11 protein-coding genes are annotated in these 12,176 nt (G+C 67.7%); 2 read left to right on the top strand and 9 right to left on the bottom strand.

What is annotated here, in order from left to right; genetic code table 11:
• Window positions 1-52: 52 nt before the first annotated feature.
• From A6745_RS12380 to A6745_RS12370, 3 genes are all read right to left on the bottom strand, one after another.
• Complete coding sequence (locus A6745_RS12380) at window positions 53-550, bottom strand: TspO/MBR family protein (protein ID WP_066127457.1); 498 nt, start codon at window positions 548-550, stop codon at window positions 53-55.
• 72 nt (window positions 551-622) lie between these two features.
• Complete coding sequence (locus A6745_RS12375) at window positions 623-1,396, bottom strand: class II aldolase/adducin family protein (RefSeq protein ID WP_066127454.1); 774 nt, start codon at window positions 1,394-1,396, stop codon at window positions 623-625.
• A complete protein-coding gene (locus A6745_RS12370) occupies window positions 1,393-2,391 on the bottom strand; it encodes a Bug family tripartite tricarboxylate transporter substrate binding protein (RefSeq protein WP_066127451.1) in 999 nt (332 codons plus the stop codon). The genes A6745_RS12375 and A6745_RS12370 overlap by 4 nt, the downstream gene beginning before the upstream one ends.
• 288 nt (window positions 2,392-2,679) lie before the next feature.
• Here A6745_RS12370 and A6745_RS12365 point away from each other — a divergent pair, with 288 nt between their 5' ends.
• Window positions 2,680-3,426 (top strand): SDR family NAD(P)-dependent oxidoreductase, encoded by a 747-nt coding sequence (locus A6745_RS12365; protein ID WP_066127449.1) that lies wholly within the window; start codon window positions 2,680-2,682, stop codon window positions 3,424-3,426.
• Window positions 3,427-3,526: 100 nt separating this feature from the next.
• Here A6745_RS12365 and A6745_RS12360 read toward each other — a convergent pair whose 3' ends face one another.
• Complete coding sequence (locus tag A6745_RS12360) at window positions 3,527-5,722, bottom strand: TonB-dependent receptor (protein WP_066128792.1); 2,196 nt, start codon at window positions 5,720-5,722, stop codon at window positions 3,527-3,529.
• A 474-nt stretch (window positions 5,723-6,196) separates the two neighbouring features.
• Window positions 6,197-7,801, bottom strand: a complete 1,605-nt coding sequence (locus A6745_RS12355) for a gamma-glutamyltransferase family protein (protein WP_066127447.1) — start codon at window positions 7,799-7,801, stop codon at window positions 6,197-6,199.
• A gap of 303 nt (window positions 7,802-8,104) precedes the next feature.
• Between A6745_RS12355 and hutG the strand changes: the two genes are divergently transcribed.
• On the top strand, window positions 8,105-8,896 hold the full coding sequence (gene hutG, locus A6745_RS12350) for an N-formylglutamate deformylase (RefSeq protein WP_066127444.1): 792 nt from the start codon (window positions 8,105-8,107) through the stop codon (window positions 8,894-8,896).
• A 119-nt stretch (window positions 8,897-9,015) separates the two neighbouring features.
• Here the strand turns inward: hutG and A6745_RS12345 are convergent, their stop codons facing one another.
• The 4 genes from A6745_RS12345 to A6745_RS12330 all read right to left on the bottom strand — a co-directional run bounded on the left by A6745_RS12345 (window position 9,016) and on the right by A6745_RS12330 (window position 12,131).
• Entirely contained in the window at window positions 9,016-9,393 is a 378-nt protein-coding gene (locus A6745_RS12345) for a YXWGXW repeat-containing protein (RefSeq protein ID WP_066127442.1), read from the bottom strand.
• Window positions 9,394-9,573: 180 nt separating this feature from the next.
• Window positions 9,574-10,116: a hypothetical protein gene (locus A6745_RS12340; protein WP_066127440.1), complete on the bottom strand. Its 543-nt coding sequence runs from the start codon at window positions 10,114-10,116 to the stop codon at window positions 9,574-9,576.
• A 56-nt stretch (window positions 10,117-10,172) separates the two neighbouring features.
• Window positions 10,173-11,690 carry a tripartite tricarboxylate transporter permease gene (locus A6745_RS12335; RefSeq protein ID WP_066127438.1) on the bottom strand — a complete coding sequence of 506 codons (1,518 nt, stop codon included), beginning with the start codon at window positions 11,688-11,690 and terminating at the stop codon, window positions 10,173-10,175.
• A gap of 3 nt (window positions 11,691-11,693) precedes the next feature.
• Window positions 11,694-12,131 (bottom strand): tripartite tricarboxylate transporter TctB family protein, encoded by a 438-nt coding sequence (locus A6745_RS12330; protein ID WP_231885983.1) that lies wholly within the window; start codon window positions 12,129-12,131, stop codon window positions 11,694-11,696.
• Window positions 12,132-12,176: the final 45 nt, after the last annotated feature.

Genomic DNA, 12,176 nt, shown 5'->3' with positions numbered 1-12,176 from the left:
CTGCCGGATGCCCAGCAGCGCGATGCGATAGATCCAGATCGCGGCGCCTGCGCTACCCCAGCACCTGCGGATTGCGCTGCCACACCGAATAGCACAGGAACCCGGCGAAGCTGACCCACGCCAGGTACGGCAGCAGCAGCACGCCGGCCAGCGGCGCGGCCCGCCAGAACCCGATCAGCGTCGCCACGATCAGTACCCACAGCAGCACGATGTCGGCAACCGACAGCGCGCCCAGGTGCCAGACGAAGAACAGCCAGCTCCAGAGGGCATTGACGGCCAGTTGCACCACGAACAGCGTCAGCGGCTTGCGTTGCGCGCGCCAGCCGCCCTGGCGCCAGCACAGCCAGGCGGCGATGCCCATCAGGGCGTACAGCGTGGTCCAGACGGGGCCGAACACGCTGCCCGGCGGCGCCCAGCCGGGTTGATCCAGGCTGCCGTAGAACGAGCGCGCCTGCACCGAGGCGATGGCGCCGAGGGCCGAGGCGGCGAAGCTGAGCGCCAGCCAGCCTGTCAATCCGAATATCTGCTTCCGGGTAGAGAAAGAGGTCATGCGCGGCTCCGGCCTAGGGTCGATGAGGCAGTGTAGCCGTCATCCATTTCCCAGAGGCCGGCCGCCGCGCGATCAACTGCGGAAGCCCGGGTCGCGGCGGTCCAGGTAGCGCAGCATCGCCGGCCACTCCATCTCGCCGAACGGGCGGCGGGTGGTGGGCTTGTACAGGTGGCAGGTCTTGTCGATGACGGCCTGCGGGGGCGTGACCAGTTCGACGCCGCCGGCCAGCGCGTCGACCTGCGCCTTGCAGGCCATCTCCAGCCAGTACATGCTGTTGAACGCCTGGGCGATGGTCGCGCTGGCGACCAGCAGGCCGTGGTTGCGCAGGATCATCGATTCCTTGTCGCCCAGGTCGCGCACCAGCCGCGCGCGCTCGTCCAGGTCGAGCGCCACGCTTTCGTAGTCGTGGTAAGTGATGTCGGCGAAGCGCAGCGAGGTCTGCGTCAGCGGCAGCAGGCCGCACTTCATGGCCGACACGGCCATGCCGGCGCGGGTGTGCGTGTGGATGACACAGCCCACGTCGTGGCGCGCGCCGTGCACGGCGCTGTGGATCACGTAGCCGGCCTGGTTCACGCCGAACTCGGGATACGGGTTGTGCAGCACGTTGCCTTCGATGTCGATGCGCACCAGGCTGGACGCGGTGATCTCTTCGTACATCATGCCGTACGGGTTGATCAGCAGTTCGTCGTCGGTGCCGGGAATGCGCGCCGTGATGTGGTTGTAGATCAGGTCGCTCATGCCGAACACCGCGATCAGGCGGTAGCAGGCGGCCAGGTCGACGCGCACCTGCCATTCGGAATCGGAAATGCCCAGCGGACGTTCGGGCAGGGGATGCGGTTGGTTCATCGGGATTTGGCTCCTGTTTCTTTTACGAGTTGGCCCCACATGGCGTAGTCCTGTTTCATCATAGTCGCGAATGCGGCCGGGCTCTCGCTCAGGCGCACTTCCGAACCGATGGTGGTCATTTTCCGGCGCACCTCGGGGTCCTTCATGACGGCCTGGGTGGTGTCGAACACCTTTCGCACGATGGCGTCGGGCGTGCCCGCGGGGGCGAACAGCCCCAGCCAGGCTCCTACCTCGAAGCCCGGGAAGCCCTGTTCGGCCACCGTGGGCACGTCGGGCGCCAGGTCGGTACGCCGGCCCTTGCTGACGGCCAGGGCGCGCAGGCGCTGGCTCTGGATCATGGTGAGTTCCGAGGCCAGGGTGTCGAAGGTCATGTCGACGTTGCCGCCAATGACGTCGGCCTGACTTTGCGAGCTGCCCTTGTACGGCACGTGCGTGAGCTTCATGCCGGTCTTGGATTGCAGCAGGGCCATGATCAGGTGGCTGTTGGTGCCCACGCCGGTGCTGGCGTAGGTGAGCCTGCCAGGCTGCGACCTGGCCAGCGCGATCAGTTCCTGCAGGGTCTTCGCCTTGAAGTCCGGGCGCACCACCAGCGCGTAGGGCAGCCAGGTGGTCTGCGTGATGGGCGCGAAGCTGCGCGCGCTGTCGTAGCCCACGTTGTCGTACATATGCGGGTTGATGCTCATGGGGCCGGACGCGCTCAGCAGCAGCGTGTAGCCGTCGGGCGGCATGCGCGAGGCGGTGGCCGCGCCCAGGCTGCCGCCCACGCCCGGCTTGTTCTCGACGATGACGGGCTGGCCCCAGCGCTTGCTGAACTGCTCGGCCAGCAGGCGCGCCACCATGTCGGTGGAGGTGCCGGGCGGAAAGCCGATGTAGAGGCTGACCGGCTTTTGCGGCCAGTCGGCGGCGTCGGCCGCGTGTGCGGTGGGAAGGGCAATGGCCGTGCATGCTGCCAGCGCGCAGAAGGCGCGCATGGCGAGGCTGCGAAACGTGTGCATCTTGTCTCCGTTTATGGGTTATGGCCGGACCTGCTCTGGGACCGGCCCTCTAGCCTAGGGGCTGCACGCGGCGCGGGGCTATTAGAAATGCAGAAAGGGAGAGTTAGGCAGAAGTGAAGCAGCGCTGCCCGGCGGCGCCAAGACGGGTGCGCGCGGGGCGCCGTGTCCGCATCATGGTTCAGAAATGAACGCCGGGCATGCAGAAATGGCAGTTCCCAGACGACCAGGCAGGCACCACCATGGCGGCTTCGAGAACCGGCCGAAGCGGCCTCATCAGGAATCGACGACATGAACAAGTTGAAGGACAAGGTTGCCATCGTGACGGGCGCATCCAAGGGCATCGGCGCGGGCATCGCCCGGCAGTTGGCGGCCGACGGCGCCAAGGTCGTCGTCAACTACGCCTCGGGCAGGAGCGGCGCGGACAACGTGGTCGCCGACATCGAGGCCGCGGGCGGACGGGCGGTGGCGGTCGCCGCGGACGTCACCGACAAGACGCAGGTCCAGGCGCTGGTCGGGTCCGCCATCGAGAATTTCGGGCGCCTGGACATTGTGGTGAACAATTCCGGAATCTATCGGTTCGCCAGGATCGAAGAGACCACCGAGGCGCTCTATCGCGAGCAGTTCGACGTCAATGTTCTCGGCCCGCTGCTGGTCGCCGGCGCCGCCGTGCCGCACCTGGGCAAGGGCGGCAGCATCATCAACATCAGTTCCAACGTGACGAGTGTCCATCCGGCCGACAGTGCCATCTACACCGGCACGAAGGGCGCGATCGACGCGATCACCGGCGTGCTGGCGCGCGAGCTCGGCCCGCGCGGCATCCGTGTCAACGCCGTGAGTCCCGGCCTGGTCGAGACCGAAGGCACCCGCGCGGCCGGGGTGATGGGCTCCGGGTTCCAGGCCTGGAACGAGGACCAGACGCCGCTGGGCCGCATCGGCCAGGTGCGGGACATTGCGCCGATCGTCTCCTATCTGGCGTCGGACGATGCCGGCTGGGTGACGGGCGAGATCATCCTGGGGTCGGGGGGCATGCGCTGAGGCGCCGCATGCCCTGCCCAGGCTCGACGATGAAAAGGCCGCCCGGCCGCGCGGAGCGCGACGGGGCGGCCGGTCCAGAGCCTTTCTGGCGCCGTCGGGCTTAGAAGTCGATCTGCGCCGACAGCATGACCGTGCGCGGCGCGGCGGCCGTGGCGAAGGTGCCGCTGGCCAGCCAATAGTCGCGTCCGGTCACGTTCTCGACGTTGGCGCGGAACACCACCGAGCGGCCCAGCACTTCGGTGCGGTAGCGCGCGCCGACGTCGAAGCGGGTCCACGACGGCAGTTCCAGCGTGTTCTCGGCGTTGAACGGCGTGGCGGCGGTGTGGATGACGCGGGCGTTCAGGCCCAGGCCGCGCACCCAGGGCAGGTCCCAGTCCACGCCGGCGCTGAAGGCGCGCTTGGGCACGCCGTTGGCGTCGTTGCCGTCGTTCACGCCGCCGGCCGTGCCGCTGAGCGTGGCGTCGTAGAACGTGGCGCTGGCCATCAGGCGCAGGCCGCGGGTCACTTCGCCGACGGCCGTCAACTCCAGGCCGCGGTTGCGCTGCTCGCCGTTCATGCTGTAGACGTTGGTGAACGGGTCGGTCACGGCGTTCGGGCGCTCGATCTGGAAGACCGCCACGCTGGTCATCAGCGCGCGGTTCCAGTCGACCTTCACGCCAGCCTCGTACTGCTTCGACTTGTAAGGGGCGAACACTTCGCCGGCGTTGGCGGCGGTGGCGGGGGCGGTGCTGCCGCGGGTCAGGCCGGCGGTGTAGTTTCCGTACACCGACACGTTGCGCAGCGGCTTGACCACGATGCCGGCCACCGGCGAGTTGGCGCTTTCGTCATACGACGAGGTGACGCTGCCCGCGGCATTGAAGTTGTCCACCGAGACGTTCTGGCGGCGCACGCCGCCCGTCAGCAGGACACGGTCGTTCAGGAACGAAATGGTGTCCGTGATCGCCACGCTGGACAGTTCGGTTTCAGAGGCCTTGCGCGGGCCATGGCGCTCGCCCGTCATGGGATTGAGCGGCGAGGGATTGTAGATGTTGGACGGCACCGAGGCGCTGGCGGGCGCCGACAGGTAGAAATTGCCGGCTTCCTGGTCCAGGCGCGTGCCCGAGATCGTGACCAGATGCTTGACGCCGAAGGTATCGAACTTCAGGCGGGTACCGATCTCGCCGGTCTTGTTGCGCGAGTAGGCGTCGTACCACGCGTTGGTCACTCGGAAGTTGCCGTTCATGTCGGGCGCGTTCACGCCGCGCGCCGCGGGGAAGTCCTGCTCGGTCAGGCCATAGCGGTAGCCGCCGGCCGCATACACCGTTACGTGGTCGGAGATGTCGTACTCCAGGCGGGTGGCGACCGTGGAGTCGCGGAACATCAAGGCGGCGTCGGGGTAAGCGATGCGGTGGCCGCTCGGCGCCTTGGGAATGCCCGTGTTGGTCGGGCGGAAGCCGAACTGCGAGCGGAAGCCGTCCGTGTCCTCGCGTTGCGCGTAGGTGTCCAGCGACCAGCGCAGCTTGGGCGAGCGGTAGTCCAGCGCCAGCGCGCCGAAGCCGAACTTGCTGTAGCCGCTGTCCAGGTTGGTCTGGCCGTTCTTGTACACGCCGTTGAAGCGGATGCCCCAGGCATTGTCCGCGCCGAAGCGGCGGCCCACGTCCAGGTGGGTGCCCAATTGTGATTTGCTTTCGTAGGTGCCGGTCACGCGCGTGATCGGCTCGTCGGTCGCCTTCTTGGTGACGATGTTGATGCTGCCGCCGATGCCGCCGCTGGGGCTGATGCCGTACATCAGCGTGCCCGGGCCCTTCAGCACCTCGACGCGCTCCATCACGGCCGTGGGCACGCGGTTGCCGGAGGCCAGGCCGTACAGGCCGTTGAAGCCCACGTCGCCGCCGGCCACGGAGAAGCCGCGGATCTGGTATTCCTCGCTGAAGCCATTGGTGGAGGTCAACGCGCGTACCGACGAGTCGTTGACCAGCACGTCCGACAGCGTGCGCGCCTGCTGGTCTTCCAGCAGTTGCGAGGTGAAATTGACGGTGCTGAACGGCGTGTCCATCACGTCCGCCGTGCCCAGCACGCCCAGGCCGCCACCACGGGCCACCTGGCCGCCGGCCATGGGCGGCGGCAGGTCGTCCATGGTGGTGCCGGTCACCACGACGGGCGCAAGCGTGGTGGATTCGGCCGCGTGAGCGGCCAGCGGCAGCGCCAGGGGCGCGGCGGCCAGCGTGCCGATGGCGGCGCGGGCAGCCATGCGTGCTGAAGCTGCGCGGCGCAGGGAACGGAGGGATTGGCGCTTGGGCGCGCGGGGGTCTTTCATGATGGCCTTTTTGTCGTTGTCAGCGGTAAGGGTTGAGGCGATGGCCTCGTCCGTCACGGGCGCGCGGGCACGGCGCCACGACGCCGGGCCGCGAGCGCGGCCGGCGTTGCCGGACGAGGGCTATTTCTGGGGAACTGCGGGGGGCGGGGCGGGCCCGCCGGCACCCGCGCCGTACAGCTCTCTGGCGGGTGAAAGAAGAGGGAAATACTGTTGCTAATAAGAATTGTTATTATTACAGAATGTATATAAAGGCTGTCAAGATATAGTCAGGAAAGCGACATGTAGCGTGGCAATCAAGCAACGCCATGGCGTTGCTTTGCGCCTCTGTCAGGCTATTTGCGACATGCGATTGCCGGGCCAGGCCGGGCGCGCCGTGCCCGCCGCGGGGCGAACAGCGGCGGCCGGCCGCGCCACTGGCCCACTTCCGTGGCGCGCGGCCCGGTGTGTCCCTTGCGGCCCGGCGGGGCTCAGGCCTCAATATCCGGCCGGATATCCATCCTTGCGATGGTCCGAGGCCGCCAGATAGCCGCCTTGTTCCAGCTTCATGGCCAGTTGGGCGCTGCCGAACTCCAGGTCGAAGCGCTCGGAGACTTCCACGTCGTGGCCGGCGGCGCGCAGGAACGCCACGGTGTCGGCCGGGCAGTTCCATTCGACGGCCACGCCCACGTTGTCGTCCTTCACGCGCCAGCGCGGGGCATCGCTGGCGGCCTGCGGGTTCTGGCCGAAGTCGGCCAGGCGGCTGACCATCTGCACGTGGCCTTGCGCCTGCATCGAGCCGCCCATCACGCCGAAGCTCATCAGCGGCTTGCCCTGTTTCATCAGGAAGCCGGGGATGATGGTGTGGAAGGGGCGCTTGCCCGGCGCGACCACGTTGGGATGATTGGCGCGGGTGGAGAAGCCCCAGCCGCGGTTGTGCAGCGCGATGCCGGTATCGGGCACGACCACGCCCGAGCCGAAGCCCTTGAAGTTGGACTGGATGAACGAGACCATCGTGCCCTGCTGGTCCGCGGCGGTCAGGTAGACCGTGCCGCCGTCGTGCGGATTGCCCGGCTTGGGGGCGCCCGCGCGGCGCGGATCGATCAACTTGGCGCGTTGCGCCAGATAGGCCGGGTCCAGCAGGTCGGCGCTGGACAGGCGCATGTGGTCGGGATCGCCGACGTGCTCGTGCAGGTCGGCGAAGGCCAGCCGCATGGCCTCGATCTGCAGGTGCATCGTCGCGCCCGTGTCGGCGCCCGTGGCGGGCAGGTCGAAGTTGTCCAGCATGCCCAGCGCCATCAGCGCGCCGATGCCCTGGCCGTTGGGGCCGATCTCGAACAGTTCGACGTCGCGGTAGCGCACGCCGATGGGCTCGACCCAGTCGGCGCGGTGCGCGGCCATGTCGGCCTCGGTGATGTAGCCGCCCGTGCCGCGGGCGTGCCGGGCGATGGCCGCGGCCAGTTCGCCCTGGTAGAAGCTGTCGCCCTTGCTGCGCGCGATGCTTTCCAGCGTGGCGGCCTGGCCGGGGCAGCGGAAGCGCTCGCCGGGCCGCGGCGCGCGGCCGTTGGGCATGAAGGCCTCGGCGTAGCCGGGCTGCCCGGCCAGCTTGCCGACCTGCTTGTCCCACTGGCGATGCACGGTGGGCGAGACCAGGTAGCCGTCGCGCGCGTAGCGCAGGGCGGGCTCGAACAGGTCTTCGAAGGGCAGCGAGCCGAAGCGTTCCCAGATGGCGCGCCAGCCGGACACGGCACCGGGCACGGTGACGCTGCCCCAGCCGATCGGATCCATGCCGTCCAGGTGCGCGAAGCGCGAGGTTTCCCAACTGGCGGGCGCGCGGCCCGAGGCGTTCAGGCCATGCAGCTTGCCCTGGTGCCACACGATGGCGAACATGTCGCCGCCGATGCCGTTCATGCAGGGCTCGACGACCGTCAGCGCGATGGCGGTGGCCAGCGCGGCATCGATGGCGTTGCCGCCGCGCGCGTACATCTGCAGGCCGGCGGCGCTGGCCAGCGGCTGCGAGGTGCTGACCACGTTGTCGGCCAGCACCGGCTGGCGTTGCGAGGGATAGGGCAGTTGCCAGAAAGGCGTGTCGGAAAAAGGCATGGCGGTCGTATCCATCATATGTATTACCCCTTGTGTGATCGATGTCGGGCGCCCGGGGAAGTCGCGTGCTTGCCTTCAGCGGCCGTCCCGAACGATTCTATGTATTGCCCTTTCCGCGAGCAATAACAATACTTCGCGCGCAGATTGCCTTGTTGCACGGATCGGCCCATGCCCGGCACCGCGCATCGCTGTTTCCTGCTGGTGGTCCGGCACGGCCGCGTCAGGAACGCGGCCGTGCCGCGAGCCATGGCGGCCAAGCGAGGATAATGCTGGGTTGATGTTGCTTCATCTCAGCAGGATTCCATGACCGAAACCTTCCATTTCGAAGCGGGCAGCGCGCCGCTTCTCATCTCGATCCCCCACCTGGGCAGCCTGATTCCCGAGGCGCAGCAGCCGGCGATGACCGAACTGGCGCTGCGCTCGGGCGATACCGATTGGCACCTGGACCGCCTGTATGCCTTCGCGCGTTCGATGGGGGCGTCCTTCCTTTGGGCGCGCTATTCGCGCTACGTGGTGGACCTGAACCGTCCGCCCAACGATGAAAGCCTGTATCCGGGCCAGGCCAAGACGGGCCTGTGTCCCACGCATACCTTCGATGGCCAGCCGCTGTATCGTGATGGCCGCGAGGCCATCGACGTGCAGGAGCGCGACGCGCGCCGCGATGCCTATTGGCGGCCCTACCACGCGCAGTTGCGCGCCGAGATCGACCGCCTGCGCGCCGCGCACGGCAAGGTGATGCTGTGGGAGGCGCACTCCATCGCCAGCGTGATTCCGCGCCTGTTCGACGGCAAGCTGCCCGACCTCAACATCGGCACGTCGGCGGGCGCGAGCTGCGCGCCCGCGATGGAGGCGGCCATCCGCGCGCAACTGGAGGCGTGCCAGGACTACACCTGGGCGATCAACGGCCGTTTCAAGGGCGGCTACATCACGCGCCATTACGGCGCGCCTCGGCAGGACGTGCACGCGATCCAGCTTGAGATGTGCCAGTCGACCTACATGGAAGAGCGCCATCCGTATGCCTGGCGCGAGGACGACGCGGGCAGGGTGACGCCCGTGGTCGAGCGCCTGGTGCGCGCGGCGTTCGAAGGGATGTAGAGCGGACGCGGCGGCTAGTGCGGCGGCTAGCGCGGCGGCCAGTGCGGCGGCCAGCGTCGCCGATCGGAATGCGGAAGGGGCCGCTGCACGGGATGCAGCGGCCCCTTCCGTTTCAGCCGTCAATAGCGATGCGGGTTGTCGGGACGGTGGTCGTGGCGGTTCGGCACGCCGTCGTGATCGCGGTCCCAGCCGCCACGGGCGTAGACCCAGCGGCCATGGTCTTCACGCCAGACCGGCGCCCGGTAGACGTAGCCGGGGCGGGCCTTCAGCCAGACGCCCTGGGTCCAGACGTGGCGGTTGCGATGCCATTCCCAGTGGCCGGGGGCCCACACGTAGCCGCGGCGCGGGGCCGGCACCACTTCGACGCGGGGCGGCGGGGGCGCCACGCCGATCGTGACGGAAACCTGTGCCTGGGCGGTCGAGGGCACGGCGAACGTACCCAGCGAGACGGCGGCGGCCGCGGCGGCGGCCATGGCGAATTTCGTGTAGCGGTTCATGTCGGGGTCCTCCTGAGAATCGGCCCGCCGGCGGCTTTTCAGCGGATGCCTGGGCGCGATTTCATTATCTCGGCACGCACCTGACTACGCGGTTACTGCGGCGATCTTTTGGATTTCAATGGATTTCGCCGCACACGCCCGGATTTCAATTCGTTGCGCCGGTCGCCTGCCAGGCGTCCCTCAGGCTCGGGCGACGTCGATCCAAAGGCGCGTCCTGACGACTTGCTGCACCAGTTCGAATACGTTGGCAGGCATCCTGGCCGGCACCACGATCCGTTGGATGAGGGTGCCGAGATCGACACGGAGGTAAGGCAGTGTCCGCTTTCTTCTGGGCCGGGCCGATGCCACGGCGCATAGCCGGACACGGTGGGCCCGCGAGGCGGGCGGCGCCGTCCCCGCATGGGCGGACATGTCGAAGTGCAATTGTGTGTCGTCCGGCGGCAGGACCGCATCGTGCAACGCGGCCAGCGTCGAGCAGACATAGACGTCGAAGGCTTGCGTCGCGGGCAGGGCGTCCGCGGCATCGGGACAGAGCCATTCCTGCGTCCCCAGCACCATGCCTGGGGCCCGGGTCGGCGCCACGGCCGGCGGATCGAGCCGAAGGCGGCTGAATTCCAGCAGTTCCATGAGTTCGAGGAAGGGCAGGCAGCGCATCACGCGTACGCTGGCGCTACTGTCCGGACCCGGCGCCTGGACCGGGGGCGGGAGGGAGGGTCGCTGCATGAACGGGCTCTCGTAAGGAAAACGGGCCGCCGTCTCGACGGCGGCCCGGCGCGGCGCTACTGCGGCTGCTCCTGCATCAGCTGGCGCAGTTTGCGGCGGTTGCGCATGGTCGAGTAGACCAGCCATGCGGCCAGCGCGAAGATCGCGTAGATGAATCCCGCGCTGATCGGCCGGTCGACGAAGATCCCCAGGTCACCGCGAGACAGCAACAGTGCGCGGCGGAAGTTCTCTTCGACCATGGGGCCCAGCACGAAGCCCAGCAGCAAGGGGGCCGGTGAAAAACGCAGTTTCAGGAACAGATATCCGAGCACGCCGATGACCAGCACCATGCCCACGTCGAACAGTGCGTTGTTGGTGCTGTAGACGCCGACGCAGACGAAGAACAGCGCGGACGGGAACAGGTACTTGTACGGCACCTTGAGCAACTTGGCCCACATGCCGATCAACGGCAGGTTCATCACGACCAGCAAGGCGTTGCCGATCCAGAAGCTGGCGATCAGGCCCCAGAAGATGTCGGCATGTTCGGTGACCATCTGCGGTCCGGGCTGGATGCCGTGGATGATCAGCGCGCCCAGCATCAGCGCCATGACCGAGTCGCCCGGGATGCCCAGGCTCATGGTGGGGATGAAGCTGGTCTGCGCGGCCGAGTTGTTGGCGGCTTCGGGGCCCGCCACGCCTTCGATCGCGCCGTTGCCGAAGCGCTGCGGCGTCTTGGAGACGCGTTTCTCGATGGCATACGACATGAACGACGCGATGGTGGCGCCGGTGCCCGGCAGGATGCCCAGGATCGATCCGATGGCGCTGCCGCGCGCGATCGGCGCCGCCGATTTGCGCATGTCGCCGGGTTCGGGCCGCACGGACATGCGCTTGCCGGCGTCGACCGTGGTCGCCTTGCCGATGCGGTTGACGTTGGCGAAGAAGTCGGCCAAGCCGAACAGGCCCATCGCCAGCGCGACCAGTTGCACGCCATCGCTGAGTTCGATGATGCCGAAGGCATAACGGATGACGCCGGTGTTGACGTCGGTGCCGACCACGCCGCACAGCAGGCCCAGGAAGACCATGGCCACGCCCTTGACGGCGGAACCCTTGGCCAGCGTCGCGCCAGCGAACAGGCCCAGCATCATCATCGAGAAGTACTCGGCCGGCCCGAACTGGAACGCCACCTCGACGAGCAGCGGCGAGAACAGGATCATGATGAGGATGCCCGCGCACGCGCCGATGAAGGACGACATGACCAGCATGAACAGCGCCGACCCCGACTTGCCTTGCCGCGCCAGCGGATTGCCGTCCAGGCAGGTGACGGCATGCGACGGCGTGCCGGGCAGGTTGAGCAGGATGCAGGTGATGCCGCCGCCGTACTGGGCACCGTAGTAGATGCCCGCCAGCATCATCAGCGCGGCGGTGGGCGTCATCGCATAGGTCAGCGGCAGCAGGATCGAGATGGCGGCCAGCACGCCCATGCCGGGCAGCACGCCGATCAGGTTGCCCATGAAGACGCCGAACAGCGACCAGGCCAGGTTCTCCCACTGGAAGGCCACGGAGAAACCATGCAATACGTTATCTAGCAATTCCATGTGTCAGCCCCAGCGGAACATCGGGAACTGCAACTGCAGCGCCCAGGAGAAGACCACGGCGGCGAACAGCGTCATGGCCGCGGCGAGGATGGCCGCGGACTTCGGCGAGTTGGACGTATCGCCCATCGCGGCGGTGAATACCAGCGCGAAGGCCGCGGGCAGGAAACCCAGGTAGTGGCCCAGCACGATGAACAGCCCTATGCCGCCCGCGATGCAGGCCATGCCACGAAGCCGCTGGCGGCGCGTGGGCTGCGGCAGGTCGGCGGCGTGAGCGTCCTCCAGCACTTCATCGGGGTCGGGGCTGAGCGGGACCAGCACGCCCAGGACGACCAGGAAGCAGCCCACCATCAATGGAAAGTACCCGGGTCCCATGCGGGCCAGTTCTCCGATGTTGTAGCTGTAGGCGTGCAGGATCGTCAGCGCGCCGCAGCCCGCGATCAACAGTCCTCCCCACAAGTCGCGTTTGATTGTCGGTATTCGGTTTCG

The sequence above is a fragment of the Bordetella ansorpii genome, assembly GCF_900078705.1.
In the GTDB taxonomy this organism is placed as follows: domain Bacteria; phylum Pseudomonadota; class Gammaproteobacteria; order Burkholderiales; family Burkholderiaceae_B; genus Bordetella; species Bordetella ansorpii_A.
Note: the sequence above shows the minus strand (reverse complement) of the source record. Positions and strands in the feature narration are given on the sequence as shown.

Coding starts and splice junctions, on each gene's coding strand:
- A6745_RS12365 (WP_066127449.1), top strand. CDS start 2,680: ATGAACAAGTTGAAGGACAAGGTTGCCATCGTGACGGGCGCATCCAAG.
- A6745_RS12370 (WP_066127451.1), bottom strand. CDS start 2,391: ATGCACACGTTTCGCAGCCTCGCCATGCGCGCCTTCTGCGCGCTGGCA.
- A6745_RS12340 (WP_066127440.1), bottom strand. CDS start 10,116: ATGCAGCGACCCTCCCTCCCGCCCCCGGTCCAGGCGCCGGGTCCGGAC.
- A6745_RS12380 (WP_066127457.1), bottom strand. CDS start 550: ATGACCTCTTTCTCTACCCGGAAGCAGATATTCGGATTGACAGGCTGG.
- hutG (WP_066127444.1), top strand. CDS start 8,105: ATGACCGAAACCTTCCATTTCGAAGCGGGCAGCGCGCCGCTTCTCATC.
- A6745_RS12375 (WP_066127454.1), bottom strand. CDS start 1,396: ATGAACCAACCGCATCCCCTGCCCGAACGTCCGCTGGGCATTTCCGAT.
- A6745_RS12360 (WP_066128792.1), bottom strand. CDS start 5,722: ATGAAAGACCCCCGCGCGCCCAAGCGCCAATCCCTCCGTTCCCTGCGC.
- A6745_RS12335 (WP_066127438.1), bottom strand. CDS start 11,690: ATGGAATTGCTAGATAACGTATTGCATGGTTTCTCCGTGGCCTTCCAG.
- A6745_RS12355 (WP_066127447.1), bottom strand. CDS start 7,801: ATGCCTTTTTCCGACACGCCTTTCTGGCAACTGCCCTATCCCTCGCAA.
- A6745_RS12345 (WP_066127442.1), bottom strand. CDS start 9,393: ATGAACCGCTACACGAAATTCGCCATGGCCGCCGCCGCGGCCGCCGCC.